Annotated in this window: 29 protein-coding genes; 28 read left to right on the top strand and 1 reads right to left on the bottom strand. The window is 60.4% G+C overall.

All coding sequences use genetic code 11. The annotated features are described in order from the left end of the window. The first annotated feature begins 160 nt into the window (after nucleotides 1–160). The 6 genes from mnmH to P0D80_RS45275 all read left to right on the top strand — a co-directional run bounded on the left by mnmH (nucleotide 161) and on the right by P0D80_RS45275 (nucleotide 4,778). Nucleotides 161–1,189, top strand: a complete 1,029-nt coding sequence (gene mnmH, locus P0D80_RS45300; RefSeq protein ID WP_408294090.1) for a tRNA 2-selenouridine(34) synthase MnmH — start codon at nucleotides 161–163, stop codon at nucleotides 1,187–1,189. A gap of 257 nt (nucleotides 1,190–1,446) precedes the next feature. Further along, nucleotides 1,447–2,046, top strand: a complete 600-nt coding sequence (locus tag P0D80_RS45295) for a hypothetical protein (protein ID WP_408294087.1) — start codon at nucleotides 1,447–1,449, stop codon at nucleotides 2,044–2,046. A gap of 38 nt (nucleotides 2,047–2,084) precedes the next feature. Beyond that, nucleotides 2,085–2,507 carry a hypothetical protein gene (locus tag P0D80_RS45290; protein WP_408294084.1) on the top strand — a complete coding sequence of 141 codons (423 nt, stop codon included), beginning with the start codon at nucleotides 2,085–2,087 and terminating at the stop codon, nucleotides 2,505–2,507. Between the two features lie 315 nt (nucleotides 2,508–2,822). Continuing rightward, nucleotides 2,823–3,086 carry a hypothetical protein gene (locus tag P0D80_RS45285; protein ID WP_201083175.1) on the top strand — a complete coding sequence of 88 codons (264 nt, stop codon included), beginning with the start codon at nucleotides 2,823–2,825 and terminating at the stop codon, nucleotides 3,084–3,086. 14 nt (nucleotides 3,087–3,100) lie between these two features. Next, nucleotides 3,101–3,820 (top strand): autoinducer binding domain-containing protein, encoded by a 720-nt coding sequence (locus P0D80_RS45280; protein WP_408294079.1) that lies wholly within the window; start codon nucleotides 3,101–3,103, stop codon nucleotides 3,818–3,820. After that, nucleotides 3,786–4,778 carry a fatty acid desaturase gene (locus P0D80_RS45275; RefSeq protein ID WP_408294076.1) on the top strand — a complete coding sequence of 331 codons (993 nt, stop codon included), beginning with the start codon at nucleotides 3,786–3,788 and terminating at the stop codon, nucleotides 4,776–4,778. The genes P0D80_RS45280 and P0D80_RS45275 overlap by 35 nt, the downstream gene beginning before the upstream one ends. A gap of 71 nt (nucleotides 4,779–4,849) precedes the next feature. Here the strand turns inward: P0D80_RS45275 and P0D80_RS45270 are convergent, their stop codons facing one another. Next, complete coding sequence (locus tag P0D80_RS45270; protein ID WP_408294073.1) at nucleotides 4,850–5,137, bottom strand: Arc family DNA-binding protein; 288 nt, start codon at nucleotides 5,135–5,137, stop codon at nucleotides 4,850–4,852. Between the two features lie 516 nt (nucleotides 5,138–5,653). On the opposite strand from P0D80_RS45270, the gene P0D80_RS45265 reads away from it, so the two are divergent. The 22 genes from P0D80_RS45265 (at nucleotide 5,654) to P0D80_RS45160 (ending at nucleotide 23,328) form a co-directional block, all read left to right on the top strand. Continuing rightward, a complete protein-coding gene (locus P0D80_RS45265; protein ID WP_408294070.1) occupies nucleotides 5,654–6,313 on the top strand; it encodes a lytic transglycosylase domain-containing protein in 660 nt (219 codons plus the stop codon). Between the two features lie 50 nt (nucleotides 6,314–6,363). Further along, entirely contained in the window at nucleotides 6,364–6,729 is a 366-nt protein-coding gene (locus P0D80_RS45260) for a hypothetical protein (protein ID WP_408294067.1), read from the top strand. Nucleotides 6,730–6,736: 7 nt separating this feature from the next. Continuing rightward, complete coding sequence (locus tag P0D80_RS45255; RefSeq protein WP_408294064.1) at nucleotides 6,737–7,174, top strand: VirB3 family type IV secretion system protein; 438 nt, start codon at nucleotides 6,737–6,739, stop codon at nucleotides 7,172–7,174. Next, nucleotides 7,174–9,744: a VirB4 family type IV secretion system protein gene (locus P0D80_RS45250; protein WP_408294061.1), complete on the top strand. Its 2,571-nt coding sequence runs from the start codon at nucleotides 7,174–7,176 to the stop codon at nucleotides 9,742–9,744. The genes P0D80_RS45255 and P0D80_RS45250 overlap by 1 nt, the downstream gene beginning before the upstream one ends. 25 nt (nucleotides 9,745–9,769) lie before the next feature. After that, entirely contained in the window at nucleotides 9,770–10,543 is a 774-nt protein-coding gene (locus P0D80_RS45245; protein ID WP_408294058.1) for a TrbJ/VirB5 family protein, read from the top strand. Continuing rightward, nucleotides 10,533–10,775 carry a hypothetical protein gene (locus P0D80_RS45240; RefSeq protein WP_408294055.1) on the top strand — a complete coding sequence of 81 codons (243 nt, stop codon included), beginning with the start codon at nucleotides 10,533–10,535 and terminating at the stop codon, nucleotides 10,773–10,775. Before P0D80_RS45245 ends, P0D80_RS45240 begins: the two co-directional genes overlap by 11 nt. A gap of 69 nt (nucleotides 10,776–10,844) precedes the next feature. Then, nucleotides 10,845–11,717: a TrbL/VirB6 family protein gene (locus tag P0D80_RS45235; RefSeq protein WP_408294093.1), complete on the top strand. Its 873-nt coding sequence runs from the start codon at nucleotides 10,845–10,847 to the stop codon at nucleotides 11,715–11,717. A 99-nt stretch (nucleotides 11,718–11,816) separates the two neighbouring features. Continuing rightward, entirely contained in the window at nucleotides 11,817–12,860 is a 1,044-nt protein-coding gene (locus P0D80_RS45230; protein WP_408294052.1) for a VirB8 family type IV secretion system protein, read from the top strand. Next, the gene (locus tag P0D80_RS45225) at nucleotides 12,857–13,768 is read left to right on the top strand and encodes a TrbG/VirB9 family P-type conjugative transfer protein (RefSeq protein WP_408294049.1); all 912 of its coding nucleotides are present in this window, start codon (nucleotides 12,857–12,859) and stop codon (nucleotides 13,766–13,768) included. The genes P0D80_RS45230 and P0D80_RS45225 overlap by 4 nt, the downstream gene beginning before the upstream one ends. 19 nt (nucleotides 13,769–13,787) lie before the next feature. Beyond that, nucleotides 13,788–15,140, top strand: a complete 1,353-nt coding sequence (locus P0D80_RS45220) for a TrbI/VirB10 family protein (RefSeq protein WP_408294047.1) — start codon at nucleotides 13,788–13,790, stop codon at nucleotides 15,138–15,140. 11 nt (nucleotides 15,141–15,151) lie between these two features. Beyond that, entirely contained in the window at nucleotides 15,152–15,511 is a 360-nt protein-coding gene (locus P0D80_RS45215; protein WP_408294044.1) for a hypothetical protein, read from the top strand. 54 nt (nucleotides 15,512–15,565) lie between these two features. After that, nucleotides 15,566–16,603 (top strand): P-type DNA transfer ATPase VirB11, encoded by a 1,038-nt coding sequence (gene virB11, locus P0D80_RS45210; RefSeq protein ID WP_408294041.1) that lies wholly within the window; start codon nucleotides 15,566–15,568, stop codon nucleotides 16,601–16,603. Then, nucleotides 16,600–16,863 (top strand): hypothetical protein, encoded by a 264-nt coding sequence (locus P0D80_RS45205; protein ID WP_408294038.1) that lies wholly within the window; start codon nucleotides 16,600–16,602, stop codon nucleotides 16,861–16,863. The genes virB11 and P0D80_RS45205 overlap by 4 nt, the downstream gene beginning before the upstream one ends. Continuing rightward, on the top strand, nucleotides 16,860–17,087 hold the full coding sequence (locus P0D80_RS45200; RefSeq protein WP_408294035.1) for a DUF3717 domain-containing protein: 228 nt from the start codon (nucleotides 16,860–16,862) through the stop codon (nucleotides 17,085–17,087). The genes P0D80_RS45205 and P0D80_RS45200 overlap by 4 nt, the downstream gene beginning before the upstream one ends. Then, complete coding sequence (locus tag P0D80_RS45195; RefSeq protein WP_408294032.1) at nucleotides 17,084–17,374, top strand: hypothetical protein; 291 nt, start codon at nucleotides 17,084–17,086, stop codon at nucleotides 17,372–17,374. Before P0D80_RS45200 ends, P0D80_RS45195 begins: the two co-directional genes overlap by 4 nt. Continuing rightward, on the top strand, nucleotides 17,371–17,931 hold the full coding sequence (locus P0D80_RS45190; RefSeq protein ID WP_408294029.1) for a hypothetical protein: 561 nt from the start codon (nucleotides 17,371–17,373) through the stop codon (nucleotides 17,929–17,931). Before P0D80_RS45195 ends, P0D80_RS45190 begins: the two co-directional genes overlap by 4 nt. A gap of 9 nt (nucleotides 17,932–17,940) precedes the next feature. Further along, on the top strand, nucleotides 17,941–18,297 hold the full coding sequence (locus tag P0D80_RS45185; RefSeq protein WP_408294026.1) for a hypothetical protein: 357 nt from the start codon (nucleotides 17,941–17,943) through the stop codon (nucleotides 18,295–18,297). Between the two features lie 2 nt (nucleotides 18,298–18,299). After that, nucleotides 18,300–20,081: a type IV secretory system conjugative DNA transfer family protein gene (locus tag P0D80_RS45180; protein WP_408294022.1), complete on the top strand. Its 1,782-nt coding sequence runs from the start codon at nucleotides 18,300–18,302 to the stop codon at nucleotides 20,079–20,081. Further along, nucleotides 20,078–21,754: an LPD7 domain-containing protein gene (locus P0D80_RS45175; protein ID WP_408294019.1), complete on the top strand. Its 1,677-nt coding sequence runs from the start codon at nucleotides 20,078–20,080 to the stop codon at nucleotides 21,752–21,754. The genes P0D80_RS45180 and P0D80_RS45175 overlap by 4 nt, the downstream gene beginning before the upstream one ends. 76 nt (nucleotides 21,755–21,830) lie before the next feature. After that, entirely contained in the window at nucleotides 21,831–22,544 is a 714-nt protein-coding gene (stbB, locus tag P0D80_RS45170) for a StbB family protein (RefSeq protein WP_408294016.1), read from the top strand. Next, complete coding sequence (locus P0D80_RS45165; RefSeq protein ID WP_408294013.1) at nucleotides 22,544–23,002, top strand: hypothetical protein; 459 nt, start codon at nucleotides 22,544–22,546, stop codon at nucleotides 23,000–23,002. Before stbB ends, P0D80_RS45165 begins: the two co-directional genes overlap by 1 nt. An 11-nt stretch (nucleotides 23,003–23,013) precedes the next feature. Beyond that, complete coding sequence (locus tag P0D80_RS45160; protein ID WP_408294011.1) at nucleotides 23,014–23,328, top strand: TrbM/KikA/MpfK family conjugal transfer protein; 315 nt, start codon at nucleotides 23,014–23,016, stop codon at nucleotides 23,326–23,328. Nucleotides 23,329–23,587: the final 259 nt, after the last annotated feature.

Here is a 23,587-nt window from a genome sequence, read left to right as displayed (position 1 = left end):
CTCGCCAAGTCTTCCGCGTGAGCCAGCAGCAGTGACAGCCGTGCCGGATGGTAGGGCTTGCCAGAGAGGTAAGGGGTTCGTACCATGCCTGCACTCGACCGGTTGTCTGGATGGCGTAGAGAAAATTCGTTGTACGCCAAAAATTACAAGGCAGGTGGGCATGTACCGATTCGAAGATTACGACCTCATCATCGACGCGCGCAGCGAACGCGAATACGCCGTGGATCACATCCCTGGGGCAATTAACCTCCCCGTGGTCAGCAATGACGAATACGCCGAGGTCGGCACCTTGCATCGGACCGACAAAATGCGGGCATATCTGATCGGCGTGTCCTATTCGCTGAAAAACATTTCGCGTCACCTTGACACCGTAATTGCGGCACGCCCACGTCATGGCAGGGTGCTTGTGTATTGCTTTCGCGGCGGAAAGCGCAGTCGACTTTGGTTTGATGCTCTCGATACGATCGGCTATAAGGTGGACCGTCTACCTGGTGGCTGGAAGGGCTATCGACGTTGGGTCAACGAGCAACTGACAAAGTTACCGCGCGAGTTCTCGTATGTGGTCCTGTCAGGCCCGACTGGTTGTGGAAAGACTCGATTGCTCGATCAACTCGAAGCCGTCGGTGCGCAGGTCTTGAATCTGGAGGCGCTCGCATCTCACCGGGGCTCGGTTATTGGTGCGATACCTGGTACGCCGCAGCCGACGCAGAAATACTTTGATAGCCTGCTGCAACAAAAGCTTAGTACTTTGTCGCCCGGCCGCCCGGTGTGGGTGGAAGCAGAGAGCAAGAAGATTGGCAACGTGCAGTTACCGCCAGCGCTGCTCGAAACGATGCATATGAAGGGCAAGCTTGTCTGCGTGAATGCGCCGATGGCCCAGCGAGTCATATTGTGGCGAGAGGACGATCACCATTTCGAGCAAGATCCGGACGCCTTCGTATCGAAACTCGCCTCTCTGCGGAGCCTTATCGGAGGCAAAGAGTTCGAGGGGTGGCAGGAAATGGCCAGATCACGGCAAATACCAGAGTTGTTCGAGCGGGTCATGGTCGCGCACTACGATCCCGCCTATGCACGTTCGACACGGCGCAGTTATCCAGCACTTGCAGATGCACCAGTCGTTGACTTGCAGGAACTGTCGCCAGACAGTCTCCGCGCCGTGGCGCTTGCGCTCGTTCAGCGCTTCGGCTAAACGACTCTTATCTCAATCTCACTAAAACCGTGTCATTGCCAATCTCCCCGCGATACGGATGGAACAGGGCATATTTGCCATGTCGTCTATGCAAGAAGCATATGCACGCAGAGAAATTTCCGCCCTGTAGCAGTGGGTTCCTTTCTCCGTGTTTCCGTTTGTAACTGAATTGGTGGAGGGGAAGGGAGGGCGGGTATGGTCATATCTTATGAATTGATCTGATCGGGACAGATTGACTGATTGGGATTGCTTCAAATATGACCACGACGATCGAAGACCGCATGATCTTGCTCCTGAATGAGCAGGCACGCCTCGCGCCAAGTGAAGACGAAAGGCCAAAGGGCGCACTTCGCAGGGCGTTCGGTACTCTGCTCCCGAGGCCCGAGCCTGGCCGGGGTTACCTGGAGCGGCTGACGGAATACACCCGTATTTCCATTCAGCGCTGGCGTAAAGTGTTTCATCGTCGACAACGACCCACGCCAGACATGATCGAGGCGCTGGCACGTCTTTTCCCGCACTATGCTTTCTGGCTTGTCACCGGCATTACAGACGCGGCCAACGGCCATGTGGCACCGGATAACGCGCAAACATTTCCGGAGCGCGTGTATGCGCAGTCAGATGGCGCGTCCCAGTATTTCGCAAATCACTGGTTCTATTTCGTCGCCTGTTCGAGGAGTCGGGCGTCAATCTGCAAGATGACCATCAGCGCATGTATGCAGCGGAACGCACCAGGCCGCTCGCTCACTGGCACGACAGCCCGCTTGTCGATGCGGCTTACCGGATTTCTCAATCAAGGGAGTACTGCGAGCTGCATGATATCTGGGAATCTCGCGAGAAGTACCGGGCTGATGATCTGAAACGCATCTGGCCAACATCCCCTGACGATCGGCCGTGGATGCAGCGTGCGAAGGAAGCAACGGAGCAGGGGCTTTCGTTTCCTGTACTGGGCGTCGATCCCCGCACATCGCACCAGGACCACTGCGATCTTTACTACGTCCCGCGAGCGCCCTGCCCAACGCGCTTCGCATTGAGCGTTCTAAACACATCGCCGGCGGATCTGACAGACGCGGAGTTGACGCGCCTGCGAACATGGCTGGAGAAGTTGCAGGACGATGACCTGTTCGTGTTCTTTCAATATCTCGAGCATCACGGCATCGACCGCGAGTTAATTTTCCCGTTGGAGCACGGAACCATACGATTCGCATGGCTCGGGATGGCCGACTCCGAGATAGAACAGTTCGTTAATTACGTGCAAAGCCAGGGTTCGAGTCGACCGCGCCATAAGTATCCAGCGCGGATGGGCAGAAGGCTGGCGTAGCACTCGGGTGCATGAGGCGGCCCGGCGATTCGCCGGAGTGAAGATGATTTGTTGGATTGGAAACTATGAGCGACTGTATCAGCATTGTGTGCCCTTCTTGTGGGGCCGATCACGGTGATGATGGATGGGAAGTCTTGCAGGAAAACGAAGTCCATCAAATGAAGTGCGAAGTCTGCCGCGCGGAATTTTTCGTATCGATCTTCGAGTGCGAAAGATGCGTGGCAGACAATGTGATTTCGTCTCCGTCTGAGCATGAAGTCAAGAATCGGACGTGTCGTGCGTGCGGACATCGCCCCGAGATCGAAGGCGAGGAATATGAAGAACCTTGTCTATGAACGAGCCGTTAGTGCCGATGTCGAGCAGGTGGGCATTCGTCTCTATCAGGTGCCAGGCGGTTTCATTGCGGAAAGGTATCTGATCCAGGGTGACGAACTTATGCTGGTTCAGATTATGCCGATTTCATCAAAAGGCGAGTTTGAAAAGTTCGCGCTTTCGGACCCACATCATTCGGTCATGCGGGCAATTTATATGGAAGTGCGAAACATTGTCTGGGCGGATGGGGTTGGTGAAGTAATCTAGATGGATCGACCGTAATGGAACTGAGCTTTGATGCCGTTATAAATGCAGCGGATGAATTGGAGTTGATACCGCTTGTTAGCGACGCAATTCGATCGAAGGGAGCGGAATGGTTTGTGTTCGTCTCGTTGCATCCTACCGATCATTCAGCCAGTCGCTCCACCCATCGATTCTTGATCGGTTGTCGCCCTGAATGGTGCCAACTGTACAACGCGAACCGATGGTATCTGACGGACCCTTGTCTCGATTACGCACGATCGAACACTGCGCCAGTGTTGGGCTCGGAGTTGCCAGTTCGGACTGCTGGGCAAAAGCGGATGCTTGAGGTTGCCGCGGAACACGGGTTTCTCAGCACGTTCCTCGTTCCTGCGCACGCTAGCGAGAAAGGCCGGATTGGAGCTCTCTACCTTGGCTCGAGCGTGAAGCCCGAGGAAGGTGAGCCGAAACTCAGAGAGGGGAGGGCATTTTTCCGGGCCCTGGCGTTGGAGCTCCTCGATTGGTCATCGCGCGGAGTGCGCGAAGATGCGATCAGAAAGTGTGGCCTTTCACAACAGGACGTGCAGTTGATTGGACTCGTAAGATCTGGCTTCAATGCAGGTGCGATCGCCGATGAACTGAAGGTGTCTTCGACGACTGTCTACAGGCAGTTCCAACGGATCAACGAAAAGATTGGCGTTTCGCACATTACCGCGGCGGTGCGGTTTGCTGAAGAAAATGACATCTTTGCGCAGCAATAAGGGCGGGTTCTGGCTGTCGACGCTATTACCAGCGACCGCGACGGCATTCTTCTTTTACCGGCACCCCTGGCTGTTTTTGCTATTCTTGGTTGCGGTGGTTCCTGCCGCTGACGCGCTCATCGGGCAGGACGTGGAGGTCACAAACCAGAGGGCGAGCCAGGCGCCGAGCGGTCCTGTAGTCCCGGTCACTTACATTTGCGTGTGGAGCGCTGCGGTGCTTGTTGCCCTCGAAAGAGCGATGACCGCGAGGCCGCTGGAGTTTGCCGGGCTCGTTGTTGCCTCCGGGGTGGTGAGTGCTTTCGCGATGGCGCACATTCACGAGGTAATGCATCGGGGCGGGCGTGTATCCAGGTTGATCTCCGACGTAGCGCTAGCAGTCGCTGGTTACCCTCACTACCGCGTCGTACATCAACTCCACCACGGGCATGTCGGCGATCCGCAATTTGGTTCAACGGCCCATGTTGGCCTGTCGGTTTGGTGTCACGTCGGCCGCTCCTTCTTTTCGGCGCTGAGATCCGCTATTGCCTACGAGCTAAGCCAAGCCCGCAGTTGGAGGGGAAGCCGGCTCCTGCAGATCGTCCCGGTCAGCGTAGCGGTCGTGGGTCTCTTCGCGTGGTTTGGTGGGTGGCGTGGGGCGGTCCTCTACGCGGGGCAGGGCATAGTCTCTGTCTTCGTCGTAGAGGCGGTTGGCTACCTGCAGCACTATGGCCTGTGTGGTAGTCCTGACGACCTGGGCCATCAGATTGCGTGGGACGTGAATTTCTGGTTGTCCAATCGCCTATTCGTAAATAACGGGCTTCACACCCACCATCATCTTGAGCAAACGCAGGCCTATGATGGCCTGGTTCACACCGGGAGTGTGCTTCCTGGCGGCTATCTGCACATGTTTGGCCTGGCGTTAATTCCACCGCTCTGGTTCTCGGCCATGAACCATAGGCTACCAAAGTCAAGCGACTAGCATAAAACACTGGCGGCCGCAAGGCTAAGTGGGCCTCTTGAATTCGTCACATCATCTGTTGGAAAGTGTCACTACGGTGTTGTCTTGGTAGTGCGCTTGCGTGCGACAAGAGCGAGCATGCGTTCGGCGAACATCGTTATCTCGTCTGGGGTCATGAGCTCGGCGAGAGACATCGTCGTGACGGTTTCGCGCAATTCGTCGACATCGGTATCCTCGCGCACACTGAGCTGGGGATAGGTCGACTCCAAACGCGCGACCAGTTCAGCGTTGAGTGAGCGCTGATTCTTCGTGGCGGATTCGTTCAATTGGTGGTAGAGGGACCACGGTAGCCGGAATTGTGAGCGGTAGCTGTCTTTCATAGTGACATTTGACACTACGTTGGCGCCGGAATATAGTGACAATATGTCACTAAATAGTAGTGACTATAAAGCACCAGAGGAGAGAGAATGGGTGACATCGTTCGCTCGCAGTGTCGACTCCCCCGAGAGCTAAATGAGTGGCTCATCGATCGGGCAAAGCAGGAGGCACGGTCAAAAAATGCGCAGCTGATCGTTGAGCTTCGTACTCGTCGGGCCGAACTGGAGGATGAGGCGGTCTGCAAAGAGTGTGCGTCGGATGCGCCCCCCGCGTCGCGACAGGAGGAGGTGTCAGAAGGAGATTAAATTGGTTCGCATCGCGCGGGCCGGATCTTGGCGAGGCAACGCCAGACAGGGAAGGGCGGGCATGGAGGTACGGGCATTAGAAGCGGTCAGCGTCGATGTTGCGAGCATCGGCGCTGACCTGACCAGTGTTGGAACCTGAGAGGTCGACAATGGCTAAAGCCATTATATCGTTCGGGCATAGCCGGCGACATAACGTGGGCGAGAGGGGAAGTCATGCTTGATTTCATCTCGTTAGCCCAGCAATGCGCGCCGAACGTCCACCCTACGACGCTTCAGGCGGTCGTGAGGACTGAGTCCGGCTTCAATCCGTACGCAATCGGCGTCGTTGGTGGCCACCTTGTTCGCCAGCCGCGTGACCGTGCTGAAGCGGTGGTGACGGCGAAAGCGCTCAATTCACAAGGCATCAATTTCAGCATGGGGCTTGGACAGGTCAACAAGGCCAATCTTGCCCGCTACGGATTGACCTACGAAACGGCCTTCGATCCGTGTGCGAACCTGCGCGCGGGCAGCGCGATACTGCGCGACTGTTATGAGCGGGCGACTGCGGCAATGGGGCAAGGTGCGCCGGCATTGCGTGCTGCGATCAGCTGCTACTACAGCGGCAATTTTACGCGCGGCGAGTCAGCCGACGCTGGCGGCACCAGTTATGTCCAGCGAGTTGTTGCCAACGCCCAGATGGCGGCAGGTTCAACTAACGTCGTTCCTGCGATTCCTGTTGTGATGGACAGTCAGTCCGACAGACCAGCACGCGCAGCAGCGCCTGATGCCAAAACATCTTCCGCGCGCCGCAGTGGCCCAAAACAACGGCAGGACGCACCGCACCCGTCATGGGATGCATTCGGCGATTCCGCTTGTGACAACGACTGCAACTGACTTGAGCCGCGACGACGCGGCCTGATCTCAACCACGTGAAAGGAGAAGACATGAATCGCAATACGAAGCTCGCGACCATGAAATTAGTACTACTGAAAGGTTATTCATATCGCATATCAACGCGGCGAATCGCAACCCATATGCGCCAGACGATGGCCCTCGGCATCACAATCGGTCCGGAACTTGCATTCGCGGGTGGTGGGCTCGATTCGGCGACGCAGGGCGCGACCACCTTCAAGATCTGGCTTTATTCGTTCCTTGGCGTCGTCGCGGCCTGCGTGCTGATGTGGAAAGGGGCGGAGTGCTGGGCCGATCGCGCGCACTGGAGCGAGTTTGTGACGATGTGCGGCAAGGTGGCGGCAGTGGGCTCGGTGGTCGGTGTGCTCGCACCGTATCTGTGGAACATGTTCAGCTGAGCACGCCATGTCGGACGAAAAAACCCGCTATCCCGGATTCAACGGCCTTGGCCGCACGGCGGCCATTTGGGGCGTTCCCTATATGGCGATGCTGGTTGTCGTCGTCGCGTCGATGTTTGTCGGCGTGCTGATTTCCTTCTTCGTCGGACCAGGCGGTCTGCTGTTCGTTTTCTTGGGCTTTCCGGTGCTGCTGTATTTCAAGCACATCTGCGAAACCGATGACCAAGGCCTTCGGATCATGTGGCTGGAATTCCGTTGCCGCTTCTACTTCTGGCAACTGCGGGTCCGCGCGCGGCTAAATGCCGGGCGAGCCGCCCCGCGCTTCGGCAATACCGCTACGCTCGCGCCGCTGCGATACGGACGGCAGCGCCGCGTCTATCGCGAATTTTTCAAACCGTTGTCCGAGGGTGAGCGCCGGCTGCGTGAGCTCGATCCGGAGGCCTGATGCAAAGCAGACCCGCCGTCACCAGCGATATCCTCGGCGCGATCGGCGCCGTGGAAGACTGGATTCCGAAGTACGGGCATCCGGTCACGAAACACGTACAGCACCTTGAGGGCAACCGGTTCATGGTGACGCTGGCCATGCGCGGCGTGCCGTTCGAGGTGCACGAGAACGTCGCGATGGAGCGCATGTTCGATCGTGATACGGAAGCGTACAGCAAGCTTGGTCGCGACCTGGGTGGCCGCCTTGGCTATCACGCAACGTTCGTGCGACAGCGCGTAAGTTTTGATCGTGTGTACCGGTTCAAACAACGCTTCCTGCAGTGGTTCGTACGCGAGTACATCGGGCGACGTTTCGGAGACGAAAAGTTCTTCGAGAACCGCTACTACCTGTCGCTGATCCTGAACTACGAGGAGTTCGACGACGGGCTGAAAGAAATCGGGTCTCTCGCACAACAGGCGCTGCTGCAGTTCGCCGAGTATGAAGCCGAGTTGCTTGAAGTGTACGAGCGCAAGCACATGAACGGCACGAAGATGCTGTTCTCGCCCTTGTATGGGCTCGTCAGTTATCTCGTCAATGGGAAGACTGGCGATCTGCCGGTCGCAGCGGAACCCGGCACCGATGTCATCCCGTCGAGCCATCTGCACTTTGGGTACAACACGCTCGAGATCGGATCGAGCGACGTGCCGGCGTACCGGCGCGTTGCAACCTGCCTCGACCTTCGCAGTTGCCCGGAGAAGCCGGGGTGGGGCCAGCTCGACCCGTTGATCACGTTGAATATGGAATTCACGATTACGCATACGTTCAACTGCATGACGGGCTTCGAGTCCAACCGGACCATCGATTCGGCAATCAACAAGCTGGAGTCGGCCGGTGACAAGGCGAAGCATCAGGTCAAGGAATTGCGCGACGCACAGGGTTACGTGAACACGGGTGAACTGTCGTTCGGCGAGTATCACGGCGCGGCAGTTATCTACGGCGAAACAGCGAAAGAAGCGCTGGAGAACGCCGACAGGTTTGCGTCCCGTTCGCGCAACGAGTGTGGAGTTGAATGGTCGCCCGCGACAGGGTCTGCTCCGTTCACGTACTTCTCACAAGTCCCGGGCGCGCGAGTCAAACCGCGACCGAAAGTGCAGTCCTCGCGCAATTTTGCGGCGATGTACACCTGCCATGACTACTCGTCAGGCAAGGCGGAAGGTAACCCGATCGGTGACGGGTCAGCCGTCATCCCGTTTCGCTCTGATTCGGGCGTGTACAACTACAGCTCGCACGCGAGCCGGATGGGGGACATCAACGTTTCGGAGAAGGTCGCCGGGCATTTTGAAGCGAAAGGCACGACGGGCAGCGGGAAATCTACTGTCATCGTAGCGGCGACTGGCATGCTGTCCCGCTTCGATCCGATGTTGTACGTGCTGGACAAGGGCCGTGGCTGGGAAGTGTTTATCCGGGCGATGGGTGGTGCCTATGTCTATCTGGAGAAAGGCAAGCCGACCGGATGGGCGCCGTTCGAGCTCGCCGACACGCCAGACAATCGCGAATTCCTCTACGGGCTCGTCGAACTGTGCGGCCGCAAGAATGGTGTCGACCATCAGGGTAAGCCAATCAAGATTGACCTGACGGCTGGCGAGAAGATTCACTGCCGCAACGCCGTCGATACAGTAATGGGGGTCGATGACGTGCGGCTGCGCCGCTTCAGCCTGCTACTGGACAGCATCCCGGACGAGGGCGACGACGGCCTGCGCGCACGTCTGTCGATCTGGTGCAAGTCGGAAAACGGCCGGTTCTGGTGGGTGTTCGATAACCCGCCCAATCTCTCCCTGAACATGAGCGAGCAACGCTGGATCGGTTTCGATGTTGAGGCATTTCTTGTCGAGAACTATGAACCGTCGGAGCCCGCATTTGCATATCTGTTCCATCTCAAAAAACTGATGCGTCGGGAAGGCACCCTGATGCTGACAGTGATCGAAGAGTACTGGCTGCCGCTGCGCTTTCGCACGATCCGCGAGCAGATCGAGGAAACGCTGGCGAGCGGGCGTAAGGAAGGGGAGTTCATGGGACTGATCACGCAACAGCCGGAGCAGGCGCAGCGCGCGGCAGACCTGTTTCCCGCGCTGCGCAGTCTGGTCGCGACGAAGATCTGGCTGGCCGATCCGGCGGCCGAAGAAGAGGCCTATCTGCGCGACGGCATGACCCGCAAGGAGTTCAAGGAATTCAAAAAACTCACGCCACAGTCGCGCCGATTCCTGATCAAGCAGGGCAACCAGTCGGCCTTCGCCAGTTTCGACCTGAGCGGCCTGGACGATGCGATTGCGGTGTTCTCTGGCGATCGCGAGAACGCACTGATCTGCGACGGGGTGCGCGCCGAGTTTGACGACGATCCGGACGTCTGGCTGCCGGTCCATCTGTACCGCGTGTTCGAACGCAAGCTACGCACGCGGCTCGCGGCGAAACACGGCGCCGATGAGCGCTTGTGGTCCGCCGAGCTGCAGCGCGGCCTCGAGCGCAAACGTGCCGAGCTTGCGCAGATTTATCCACCGGTTAATCAGCCGGTTGACGACGAAGTTTTTGCCTGATGTGCTGCAACCCAAGGAGGGAACGATGAACAGCACCGATGTCTATCCGGCCGTGCGCCGGCCGGTTGACCCAGCGATCTGGAACCTTCGCAAGGCGTTTCGGGCACGATCAACGCGCGCCAGCATGAGCGCCTTTGCCTATCTGCCGGGAATTACGCTTTGGCCTCGTCGCAGTCTAGTCGCGTTGTTTTGCGCGTTTGCGTTTTCACAGGCTCATGCGCAGGGTGTGCCGACCATCTCGCCGGCGGAGCTCGCGCAACAGATGATGCAGGTCGAGCAACTGGGGCAGCAGATCCAGAATCAGGAAGATCAGTACCGTGCGCTGACTGGCAACAGCAGTTTCGGCAACATCATGAACGATGCGTCGCTGCGTAACTACCTTCCGGAACAGTGGCAAAACATTTACGACCAGGCGAAGAACGGCGGTCTCTCGGGTATCAGTTCGTCGATGAGGTCGATCGAGCAGCAGGAAAGCATGACCGGTGCCGGCACGCCCGGTCAGCAGCGCTATTACGACACGCTCGCGGCCAACAAGGCGATGAACGAGCGGGCGTACAGCGCGACGATCGCGCGCCTGAACAACATCCAGGCGCTAATGCAGCAGTCCAACATGACGCAGGATCCGGCGCAAAAGGCTGATCTGCAGAACCGGATGGCCGCGGAAGAGGCGATGGTCACAAACGACCAGACGCGACTGCAGCTCACCGCGCAGTTGCAGAAAACAGAGCTGCAGCTTGCCGAACAGCAGCGCGACCGTGAATTCGACAACGCATTCCTGGGGAAAACCAATGGTCAATAAGACACTTCTAGGCTCAATCATCGCTTTGCTGGTCGCGATCGCCGGCTACCTCGGATACCTCGCGTGGGATCGTCACCAGCACAACCTGCAGGAAGAGCAACAGCAGCAGGATCTGAAGTTCGATGCGGCGTTTCTCGGCACGACGCCCGAGAAGCTTGCCGCTGAGCGTAAGGCGAAGGGTATCAACGCTGCAAGCGACGATGCCGAAGCCCGCGCGGCCGGGCTGAAGTAATCCGGCTCGCCCATCAATCACTGACCGAAGCAGGAGATATCCGTGGCAGACGTCCAGCTTTTCACCTCAATGACCAATTCGTTCGACAAGAACGTTTTGAACACGATCGCGACCGGCTCGAGCAACATCATTGCGCTGATCTCGCCATTGATGGCCACCTGCTTCAGCATCTATGTCCTGTTGATTCTCTGGACGTACTGGCAGGGGCGCAACGACGAGCCGATCAACGATTTCCTGTTGCGCATGGCAACGTGGGCGCTCATCCTGACCTGCGGGATGAATATCCAGTTCTACAGTGAGTACGTCGTTCCATTCTTCAATGGTTTTGGCGAACAGATGGCCGGTGCGTTGACCAACGGTAGCAACCCGGTGTCCGGCCTCGACAACCTGCTCACCGCATACATCAACGCAGCGCAGGCGATCTACGCACAGGCGTCCGGCCTGAAGGTTATTGCGGCCATCTGGACGATCGCGCTGATGATCATTTTCGGCGGACCGTTCATGGCGATAGCCATTGCGTACATCATTCTGGCGAAGTTTGCCCTTGGGCTTCTGCTCGCACTCGGTCCGTTGTTCATCTCAGCGGCGCTCTTCCCACCATCGCGACAGTTCTTCTGGAACTGGGTCGGCCAATGCATGAACTACACCCTGCTGGTCGCGCTCTTCGCAGCCGCCTGTGCACTCGAGGTCAATTTCGCGATGGGCGTGGTGCCGCTGAACGGATCCCCGTCTATCGCGCAAGTCATCGACCTGGACATCATGGGGCTGGCCTTCTGGGTTATCTCGCTTAACCTGCCGGGTTTGGCTTCGTCTCTCGCGGGCGGTGTCGGTATCTCGACGATGGTGGGCAAGCTGGGTAGCGTCGCGAGATTTGCTGGCTCGCTTGGAAAAATGGGCGGCGGCGGATCGCCGAAGACCGGCGGTAGCTTGAGTGAGGCGTAAAAAATGATCAGGTTATTCAAGACAATCGCACGTTGGTGGCTTATCGCGGCGGTGGTCGCAACGATCGGCGCGATGGTATCGATCAAGCTGTTTTACTAGATGCCACGCAATACGCCTGTTTTGCTCAATCAAAGGAGAAACGGAGACCATGAAAGCTCCTGTCGCTATTTTACTGATGGCCTTCGCGCTGCAGGCGTGCAGCTCGGCGCCAAAGTCACCCGAGCCGACTGGTCAGTGGGTACCCGTCAATCAACCGTTGGCCCAGCAGTCGGGCCATACGGAACCGAAGTGAGGAACAGGATGGCATCGACTATCAGGCAATGGTTTTCGTCGGGAGCGAACGCGCGCAAACGTAAGGGGAGCTCGGCCGGGTCGACCACGCGCCCAGACGTGCCGGTGAGCGGTGTTGAGTCAGGTGAGCGCGATGCGGTCAGCTGGTACCTGAAACAGGCACAGGCCTTCGAAAAGTCGAAGGTCGAAGCAGCGGAAGAGAAGGCCCGTATTGCGGACCGGCGCTCGGTGTTATCGGGCGTTGTCGCTCTCGCCGCTGTTTCTGGCATGGTGGCTTTAGGACTCCTAAAGCGGCCGAACCCGCCGGCTGTGCTGCGCGTGAACGACACGACAGGGAAGGTGGATGTGTTGCCGACGACCGCGAACGGACACGTTACGTTTTCCGAGAAGACCGATCGCGCGGATCTGCACCGTTACGTCGAACTGCGCGAGAGCTACGACTGGGAGACGATTTCGGACACGCACGCCACGGTGATGTTCATGAGCGACGACCACGAGAAGGAAGCCTATGACGGGTTCGTGCGCGGCCCGGCGGGCCCACTCAAGCTGCTGAAGGATCAGGCGCGGGTCATTGCACACGTCGGCTCGATCACCTTCGTGGGAACGACGGCACAGGTGTTCTGCTCGCGGCAACTGGTTTGGCTCAACGCGGCCGTAAAGCGTCCGGATCCGACGTACTGGATTGCGACGGTCGCATTCGAGCGTGTGAACGTTCCGGAAAAGCAGGATCAGCAGGATATCAACGCGGACGGTTTTCGCTGCACGAGCTACGAGGTCACACGCGACTGGACCCGGGCGCCCGCCGATGCTGCGCCGGCGTCGGGCTCTGCGGCAGCCGGAGGTGGAACATGAAAGGACGAACGATCCGGATGTCAGCGAGCGCAGCGGCGGTCGCACTGGGCTTCGCGTTGGCGCCGATCCACGCGCGAGCGCTCGAAACGCCGCGCAGCTGCGGTTCAGACCCGCACATCCAGTGCGCGACCTACGATCCGGACCAGGCCTATCGTGTGGCGACCATGCCGGGGCGTGCGGTGATGATCCAGTTCGAGCCAGGCGAACACATCATCAACAGCGGCGAGGGCATCGGAGACGGCAAGGCCTGGCACGTGGCCATCAACGACAGTGGCGCGATGCTCAAACCGGGTGCACCGCAGCCGGAAACCAATCTTCTGCTGGTCACCAACCGGCGCACCTATCCGCTCTCGCTTGTTGACGTGTCGGCCGCACAGCCGGCGACATGGATACTGCGTTTCGACTATCCGGACACGCGTGCCAAGGCGGCGAGCGCGCAGCTGCGCCGGCAGGAAGCGGTTAGCGCAGCGCTGGGCGGTCAGCAGGGCAATGGGCCAGCGGTTCCAGCATCGATCGATAACAGCGTTGGCGTTGCGAAATCCACGCCTGCGGCGTCGGTTCCTGCGGCCAATATCCAATACATGATGCGCGGCGACCACCCACTCGCACCGACTGCACTTTGGGACGACGGCCGATTCACGTACTTCAAGTACTCAACCGCGCGTGACCTGCCGACGATCTTCACGAAACTGCCCGACGGTGGCGAGGCGACGGCGAACTTTCATATGGAGGGCGATACGGTCGTCGTGCACGAAGTGTCGAAGTCGTTTGTCATCCGGTACGGTCAGTCGGTGCTGGGTATCCGCAACGACGGCTATTCGCCTGATGGCCATTTCAACCGTGCGGGCTCGTCGGTGCCGGGCAGCGCGCGCATCGAGCGCGATCACGCCGATGCATCGACGAACTGATCAAGGGAGCGAACGGGGTATGACTGAACCAAACGAAATGGAACATGCGGCGTCGGCCGACGTCGGCCCGCAGCCTTCGCTCGACCTGCCGGGTCGTCGGAAGACGCGCGCAGGCAAGCTGCGTCTGGTGCTGGTCGCGCTCGCCGTTATTGCGCTGGGTGCATCGGGCGTCACGATCTATCTGCAGCGCCTGTTCCAGCAGCATCAGGACGCGAAACAGGCGGCGCTGACAAAACCGAAAGACAGCGGCGCGAGTGACGCCGGTGCGGATCTGGAGACGCAGAAGGAACGTATCAAACGCGCAGAAGACCAGGCCCGTGCAGCGTCGGAGGCTGCGGCCGCCGCTGCCGCGAATTCCCACCTCGCGACGCCGGCCGGCGCGGCATCGCAGACGAACGGACAGGCGGTGGCCGTGAGCAACCAGCCGCGGCCGCTCACGCCGGCCGAGCGCCGCCTGCTGGGTAGTGTGCTCGTCGCGAGCGGGCGCAACGATTCTGGCCAGAGCAACGATGGTCCCGTGGCATCAAATGAAACTGCAGATGACAGCGGTGGCAACACCGGCGGTGGCAACGCCGGGGCCAGCGGCCACGATGCGTCTGGTCTGGCAGGTCTGGCGAAGTCGATGGGCATGTCAGCGCTGCGCGGCGGCAGTCCAGGCGGTGCGCCCAGCCCAACCAGCAAGGCGGACGCGGGCGACGGCAAGGGCTCCGCGATCGACCAGTCCTTGCAACCGTCAAAGCTGCAGCCGATGCAGGCCTCGTTCCGACCGAACCGGCATTACCTGCTCGGTCGCAACACGATGATCCGCTGTGGTCAATCGACGGCGATCCGTACAGACCGGCCGGGCCTGATCGGGTGCCTGATCGCGCAGGACGTGTGGTCCGACGATGGCACGACGCTGCTCGTTCGCAAGGGTGCGATGGCGAAGGGCGAGCAGCGCGATGCCGTTATCCAGGGGCAGGGCGTGATCGGCGCGATCTGGGACGAGATCGACGACGGCGACGTACACATTCCACTGAACTCGCCGGCTACCGATCCGCTGGGCGCCGCAGGCATTCCAGCCTATGTTGACGAGCACTTCTGGCTGCGGTTTAAGGGCGCACTGTTGGTGAGCCTGATCGGCGACTTCGGCCAGGCGCTGGCGAACAAGGCGACCGGGTCTGGCCAGCAGATCACGTTCTCCAACAGTTCGAACGCCACGCAGGATGTCGCCGCGGAGACGCTGCGTAACACCATCAACATCCCGCCGACGGCTTATTCAAACCAGGGCTCGGTCATCAACATCTTTGTGGCGCGCGACATTGACCTGACCGGCGTGTACGAGAACGTCGACGCGCAGGGCAACCCTGTTGGCCAGAACGGGCAGCAATGAGGAGCGAACCCATGAACCTGAAGGTCACCTACCCGATGCCATCGCTCGATGAACCGGTCAATCACGCGGCCGCTCACGCAATGGACGTGCACGCAACTAACCGTCAACCCATCGAAACCCCAGCGATTCACGGTCACCAGACGCCACGCATATTGCACATCTGGCTTGTAACGTGGCTATGCGCAGCTGTGGTAATCGGCGGTGCGGCCCGGAAATTGACCCGGCCGGCCGCGCCTTTGAGCGCAACCGTGGTTTCCACGTCGCCGGCGCAAACCCTTCGGGAACTCGCCAGCAGCGTGCCGGACGATCGACGCCCGTATCGCGTGTCAGTGCAGATCGAGCCGCAGGATTCGGGCACCACGCCTCGCTGAACCTGCGCGGCACTTTGATTAACGGATGTGACCCTAAACCAGAAAGGAGTGCGAATGAGCGCAGTCGTAATCGATGTGATCGAGAAGGGCACGATCGCCCGCAGCTTTCTCAAACAGATGGGCATCTCGAACTTCTTCGACGGGAGCCTCACCGAAGTTGCGATCAACCGTCCCGGTGAGATCTGGACACAGGGCAGTGCCGGATGGCGACGGCACGATGCACCGGCCTGCTCGCTCGATGCGTGCTTCAAGCTCGCCAACGCGCTGACGGTGATGAAGGGCGGCAAGTTCTCGACAAAGGAGCCGATTCATCCGGTGGTCCTGCCCGAGGGCCAACGTGGACACGTGCTGATGCAGCCGGCCTGCGAGCAGGACACGATATCCATAACGATCCGGATCCCGTCAGACGTGCGCTTCTCGGTCGCCGAGTACGAGCGCAACGGCTGGTTCGAGGGCTATCGGGACGTGTCGCCGCGCCGCGACATGTCCCAGTCGCTGGACCTGCAGCCGTTCGAGCTCGAGATGCTCGAGGCGAAAGGTCAGCGCAACGTCACGCGCATGCTCGAGCTTGCGGTTGCCAACCGGTTGAACATTGTGCTCGCCGGCGGCACCGGCTCCGGCAAGACCACGCTGAATAAGGCGCTCTCAGACCTCGTGCCGTCCGACGAGCGGATCGGCACGATCGAGGACACGCCGGAGCTGTCGCTGCCGAATCACCCGAACCGCGTGCATATGTTTTTCAGCGACACGCTGCCGGCGAAGGAACTGGTGCGCTCCACGCTGCGCATGAAGTTTGACCGCGTGTTCCTTGCCGAGCTGCGCGGCGACGAGACGTGGGACTACATGACGCTGCTCAATACGGGCACGCCCGGCGGCATCACGACCGTGCATTGCAACGATGCGCGCTCGGCACCGTCGCGCATCGCGACGCTGGTCAAGCAGAGCGCCGTCGGCCAGACGCTCGACTGGCAATTCATCATGGAACAGGTGCGCGTAACGGTTGATCTGGTTCTCTTCATGTGCAACAAGCGGCTCACCGAGCTCTGGTACGACCCGATCGGCAAGGCGCAGCTGCTGGGTTGTGTCTCATGAGCGCCGATGCTGCGGCGCAGATGATCGAACAGATCGCGATCAGCCTGTGCGGTGCGCTCGCCGTGTTTTTGTCGCAGGACCGGCGTGCGCACTGGCGGCGCTGGGCCTGCATCTTCGGGCTGGCCGCGCAGCCGTTCTGGTTCGACATGGCGTGGCGAGCGCATCAGTACGGCGTGCTCGCGGTGTGCCTTGTCTACGCGGTGTCGTGGGCGCGGGGCTTCACGGCGCACTGGCTCGTCCGCAGGGAGGGCCGTGTATGAACTTCGCGATCAGCGATATCGAGGCGGCAATCGAGGGATGGCGCATGCGTTCGCCGTCGGACGAAGCATTTGCTGCCAGCACAGAGGCCCGCGCGCTGGCGCGGCTCTACGGCGCCGTGATCGTGCACGGCCGCGAGGGTATCACCGATGCCGGGCTGGACGACGCGCAGCGCGACGCCCTGCGGATCCTGTCCTCCGATCCACCTGGGGAGTTTCCGCAATGAAGGCAGATCTTCCGGTTCCCGCGCTTGCCGATGCCGCGGACGCGGACGATGACAGCCAGTGCAAATGGCGACCGTCCGGCGACTTTGCGCTGATGCACCCGTCGGGCTGGACGATCGCGCGGTACTCAGTCTATGACGAGTGGCGCTACCTGCTATGGGAGCCGATCGACCGCTGTACGGCATCCAGCAGCAACCAGTTCCACGGACCCTTCGGTAACGTGCGCGACGCGATGCGCCTGCATCGCGACCTGAGCGCGCATCTGCAAAAACAGGAGATGGCTGCATGACAACGCATCTGAAATTCCGCATTGGCGAAAAGCGGATCTGCATTGAGGACGGCACCCGCTATGCGCCGGATCATCCGGATCACGTGACGTTTGCGATGCGCGACGTCAAGGCGAACGGTAAACCGGGCGGCCGTGTGGCCGCTAACTTTTCCGCCCGTCGGCGCACGGTGCTGGAAATCGCGCTGCGTCTGTTCGAGCTCGCCGAGCGCATGACGCCAGAAACAACCTGGCAGAACAGCCAGACGGTGGGCGAGACCGGCCAGCCGCCGCTGAAGTTCACCTTCGCAGAGGCCAACCGCGCGGTGCTGAACCGGCTCCTTGCTGACAGACCGCTTAATTTCGCACGCCATGCCTATGCGAGCACCGAACGCCTGCGTGCCCGCAAGCCGGTCCTTCGCGCCGCGCAGCGCGTCCTCGAACACTGCGACGACGAGACAGCGGCAGGCCTGCATGTGCTGATTGCGGCCGCCGATCCGGCCGGCGGGTTCCCCGCGAAGCCGATCGTCGGATTTGACGCAGCCGAATTCCAGGTCGATAGCGACGCGGCCACCCACTGAGGACCGACCATGCCGAAACCGCTTCGAATTCTAATCCCCGTCGTGGTCTTCCTGCTGATCCTGTGCGGTTTCGCGTTCCTCGGTCAGTTCGCCGGCGGCCAGCTTTTCGCGAAGATGCAGAAGCTGCCGGAAGGCAGCGCGGGCGTGTTCACGCTGTACGACTACTGGCATGCCTACGGCGACGTGCCTGCGGTTGTGCGTGAGCTCAAGGTGTGCACGCTGCTGTCGGTGGTCATCACCGGCCTGCCGCCGGCCGTGATCACGATGGCGCTCGTATCGGGCCGCAAGCGCCTCGCGCAGTTTGGCGAGGCACGCTTCGCAAGCCGTAACGACATCGTCAAGGCTGGCCTGCTGGAGAGGAAATAGCCATGACCACTTCACAGAATCTGTATCCGCCGTTCATTGTTGGCAAGTACAAGGGTGAATACCTGAAGTATTACGGCCAGGATTTCCTGATGGCGGCCGCCGGCACCCGCTCTGGCAAAGGCACGTCGCTTGTGATCCCGAATCTTCTCACCTATCCCGATTCGGCCGTGGTCGAGGACATCAAGGAAGAGAACTACCTCTATACGTCCGGCTACCGGCGGGCGTGCGGTCACGAAACCTATCTGTGGGCGCCGTTCTCGGAAGACGGACGCTCGCACGCGTACAACCCGCTCGAATATATCGCCGGCCGACCCGCATACGCGCGCGTGGGCGACGTCATGACGATCGGCGAACACCTGTATCCGTCCAACGTCGATGCACGTCTGAAGTACTGGAACGACAACGCCCGCAACCTGTTCATCGGGATCGTGCTGTATCTGCTGGAAACGCCCTCGCTGCCGTGCACGTTTGGTGAGGTGCTGCGACAGGCCTCCGGCAAGGTCAGGGCGATCCGTGAACACATCTCGTCGATCGTCAGCACGCGTGCCGATGCAGCGCATGCGACCGACGGGCTGCCGGTGCTCAGCTTCGAGTGTCTCGATGCGCTGAACCGTTTCCTGTCGCAATCAAAGGAAGCCTTCGCGAACATCGTATCGACGATGACCGCGCCGCTGAACGTATTCAGCAATCCGGTAGTCGACGCGGCAACCAGCCGCTCGGACTTCGATCTGGCCGATGTGCGCAAAAAGCGCATGTCGATCTATGTGGGCATCAAGCCGGGCGACCTGAAGGCCGGCGCGCTGCTGGTCAATCTCTTTTTCTCGCAGCTGATCGACCTGAACACCCGCGAGCTGCCTGCCGAGAACCCTGCGCTCAAATACCAGTGCGCGCTGATCCTGGACGAATTTGCAGCGCCCGGCAAGATCGACATCATCGATACGGCCAACCCGTTCATTGCGGGCTACAACCTGCGGCTGATGCTGATCTTTCAGGGCATGTCCCAGATCGAGGATCCGAAGCTGTACGGCAAGCACGGCGCCGAAACGCTGGCGATCAACTGCAAGATGCGCAGCCTGTATGCGCCGCGTACGGTCAAGGAATCGGAAGAGTACTCGAAGATGCTGGGGACCTTCACGTACATGGCGCGCTCGCGTAGCCGCAGTCGCGGGCGGAGTTCGTCGACGAGCACCAATGAGTCGGAGCACGGCAGGGCACTGATGATGCCGCAGGAGCTGCGGGCGCTGAAGCACAACAAACAGATCATCACGATGGAGGGGTGCGAGCCGATCCTGTGCGAGAAGGCGTTTTTCTATGAAGACGCCGAACTCGTCGACCGGCTCGTGCGGCAGAGCCCCTACCTGCGGGGTGTGATGGCGAAGCTGGAAAAGACCAATCGCCGGCGCGCCTGGTTTGGTTTCGGTCCGAAGTTTCCCAATGAAGTACAGATGAAACACGCCGCGTTCGTCGCGCGTGAACTGTGCGCACCCGTGCCAAAGATCGACGTCGAGCAATGGTGGCGGACGCAGAACGCGGCCCGCCGCGCGCAGCAGGCCGCCGCGGCCGCAGACGCCGCCAGACAGTCGGCCGGTCAGGCACGTGACGTCCGTGAGCACGAAATCGGAGTACTCGCGCCTGTCCAGCTGGCCAACCGTCACAGCATCCGCGCATCGCTGTTCCAGTTGATGCCTTATTTGCGAGAAGTCCTGCCGGACGCGGCAGCCGCCGTGTCGGCGCAAACCGCAGCACCTCAATCACACCCTGAACCGCAAGGAGTGACCGTATGAACGAGATCGAATTTCCCGCCGACCGGATCGACTACCGCGAACGCGACGCGGCCAATGCCGACGATGCGTCGACCATCCGTGCGCGCGTCACGCCGCCGGCGAACGAGCCGGACGCGGGCGCCGTGCCCGGCAGTCCGGAAACGCCGGTCGATGACGCAACCGGAGAGCGCCTGAAGAAGATCCGCGCGGCCGATCGGGAGAAGGTCGAGAAGCTGCTCAAGCGCGACTCATCGACCGACGCAGCGACGAGCACAGCCACCGACGAGGCGGTGAAGCCGGCCGCAGGCACCGGCAAGCCGCTCGGGAAGAAGGACGACGAACCGGAGAACATCATCCGCCCGAAACCGGTTTTCAAGAAGACCGGCTATGACGTGCCGAAGTCGGTCACTAACCGGTATGTGGCGCATGAGGGCAAGTTTCTCGATCGCAAAAGCGAGACCGTGCACTTCGAGGACAAGGGCCGCTCGCTGTCGACGGCCAGCGAGGATCGCGACGTGATCGCGCATATGATCGAAGTCGCGAAGGCAAAGAACTGGGGTGAGCTGCAGCTTAAGGGTAGCGAAGAGTTTCGGCGGCAGGCGTGGATCGCGGCAGAACTCGCAGGCGTGCCGACGCGTGGCTTCAGGCCTGGTGCGCAGGACCGGGCAGTACTGACCGCTGCGCGCGAGGCGATGCGCATCGGCGCCGGCGACAAATCCAGTGATGCGGACAGGGTGCGCACGAATGAGATGGAGGCAACAGACGCAGCGGGGCAAAAGCAGCGCGTCGCGCCGGAGTCGGCGAAAACGGTCACATCAGGGCGTGAAAACACCGCACCCGGAGGCAACCCGACGACCCCCACGCAACCGTCTGCAGCTGCGCCGGCGAGCCCCGTTCAGGGCACGCCAAAGCCGGCCGGTGTCACGGTGGGGGTGCTGGTGGCACACGGGCCCGCTCCGTTCAACCACGACGATAAGCAGAACGACAGCTACTACGCGACCGTCCGGACAGAGGATGGCGAGCGCACCGTCTGGGGGCTGGACCTCGAGCGCGCGATCGGCGAAAGCGGTGTGCAGCCCGGTCAGCGGATCGAGCTGGAAAAGGGCGGCAGCAAGACGGTAAAAGCGCAGCAGCGCCAGTTCGACGAGAAGGGTACCGAACTCGCTCCGAAGTCAGTCGAGAGCCGGCGCAACGAATGGCTGGTGTTCTCGCCCGATGTGCCGGGCCTGCCCACGCGCGAGCAGCGCGAAGCGCTGGCCAGCGTGCGCCGCGAAGTGGATGAGCGCCATCGGATCGATGAGGCGCGGGAGCGGTTTCTGAACGGGGACTGGAAATACTCGAAGGAACAGCAGAAGACGCTCGATGAAGCGCGCGAGCGCATCAAGGCGCAGGCCGCGCGCGAGGTGCTGCGCGACGAGATCAAAGGCCTGCCGGAGCACCAGCAGGAGAAGCTGATGGGGGAGTTCGAAAGCGCCGTGGCCGAGGCGCGCGCAGCTAACCGGCCACTGGACGTGCCCATGCCTCAGGTAAGCGAAGCAACGATCGAGGCCGTACGCGAGCAGGTCGAGCGGGAGCAACGGGGTCAAACTCACGTAGCACGGCAGACCACCCAACAGGCGACGTCGGAGCGCGGACAGGACCCGCAGTCGCAGACCGCCGAACACGATGGGCCGACGCTCGAAATGGAACCATAAGGCGGCGGACAACGCCGGGCGGCCGCGATCGCCTCGCGACCGTCATCGTCAAATCGAACAACAGGAGCAAACCATCATGAAGATCGCTGTAATCAACTTCTCGGGCAACGTCGGCAAGAGCACCGTTGCACATCACCTTCTCGCGCCACGGCTGGAGGGTGCCCAGGTGATTCCGGTCGAGTCGATCAACTCGGACGACAGCGAAAAAGGATCGGCGATGCGTGGGAAGGAGTTTGGGGAACTGCAGGACAAACTCATGACCTTGCGGCATGCCGTGGTCGATATCGGGGCATCGAATGTCGAAGACTTTGTCTCGCTGATGCGTGACTATCACGGGTCTCACGAAGACTTCGATGCCTTCGTGGTACCGACCGTTCCTGCGCTTAAACAACAGGTCGACACAATTTCGACATTGCGCGCACTCACCGGAGAAATCGGTGTGCCGGCAAACCGCATTCGCGTCGTGTTTAACACGGTCAACCCGAAAGACGACGTGTCAAAGATCTTCTTGAAAATTTTCGACTACTACGCGGAAAACCGCAATTTCGTCCTGAATCGCGATGCGGTGATGTATGAGAACCCTATCTACGAAAAAATCAAGGCTTTCGATCGCTCGATCATCGATATTCGCAACGATCCGACCGACTATGTCGCGATGAACGCCGAAGCAATGGAGAGCGGGGAGCCAGAGGAACATCTTGCACAGATTCGCCAACTGGTTGCAATCAAACGTCTGGCCGCACGGGTAACAACCGAACTGGACGCAGTCTTCAAACTCGTGGTGCATTGATGGGCGCATCGGACGATTCGATCCGCGAGGAACTGATCGGCGCGGTACTGGGTGAGCTATCGTTGCTGCGACGGGACGTGAAGGGTCTGTCCCAGCTGCTCGATACCACGGGCAAGCAGTTCAAGGACGACGGTGAACTTACGCTGCTGCGCTTCACATCCCGCTACGAGCAGTTCCTCAACCAGTTCGCAGCATCGAGCACCGATGTGCTGGCCGAAGCGGGACGGTTTTCGGAGGCCCGGGATCAACTGCTTGGCGAGATCTCGCTCAGGCAGTACGACGAAGCCAACGGACGAAGCCGCGATCTGCTGCGCGACGTCTTGCGCGAAGAGCGCGGCCCCGGCCATGGCCGGGGCATCGGACGAATCGAACTGGCCACATGGACCGCGTGCGCCATGCTTGGCTCGGTGGCGCTCACGGTCGGAGCCCTTGCTGCGCTGCGCCTTCTGACCACCTGACAGGAGATCTCATGAAACGACTGATCGCAATATTCGTCTGCGGCGCGGTCGCTACCCAGACGGTGGCGCTGGCCGACGACGACAACCCGTCCGCCTGCGGGGCCGTCCTGTGTCTCGCCGGCCTGATCGCCGGTGGCAGTGCCGGCGGGGACTGCAAAAACTATATGACGGGTTACTTTTCCATCGTGAAATTTCACCACGGTCACTTCGATGAGACAGGCACGTCGGATGCCCGTAGCGATTTCACGAACCAGTGCCAGAGCGTTGGACCGGATACGAAGAAAGGTGTGAACGACCGGTACGGAAACGTTCAATCTGGTCCGTGACGCGCAGCCGCTCTCTCAGGTCCTGACAAAGTTTTGCCGTCGGAAGTCAGGACTTTTACGGTGCGGGCTACGGCCCGCAGTCGACAGCACGCGGTAGCAGGCTTCCGGGTTCGGCCATCTTCTGCCATTCGCCAGCGCGCGCAAGTGGACATTCAAACGGCGGCCCCGCCCCAGACAACGGACATTCGTGCACGGCCCACGTCAGTTGCATCATCGGCCACCATAAGCGACATTCGTCCCCTCACCTGACAAGCATTCA

The organism is Paraburkholderia sp. RL17-373-BIF-A, assembly GCF_046030175.1.
Lineage (GTDB): Bacteria > Pseudomonadota > Gammaproteobacteria > Burkholderiales > Burkholderiaceae > Paraburkholderia.
Note: the sequence above shows the minus strand (reverse complement) of the source record. Positions and strands in the feature narration are given on the sequence as shown.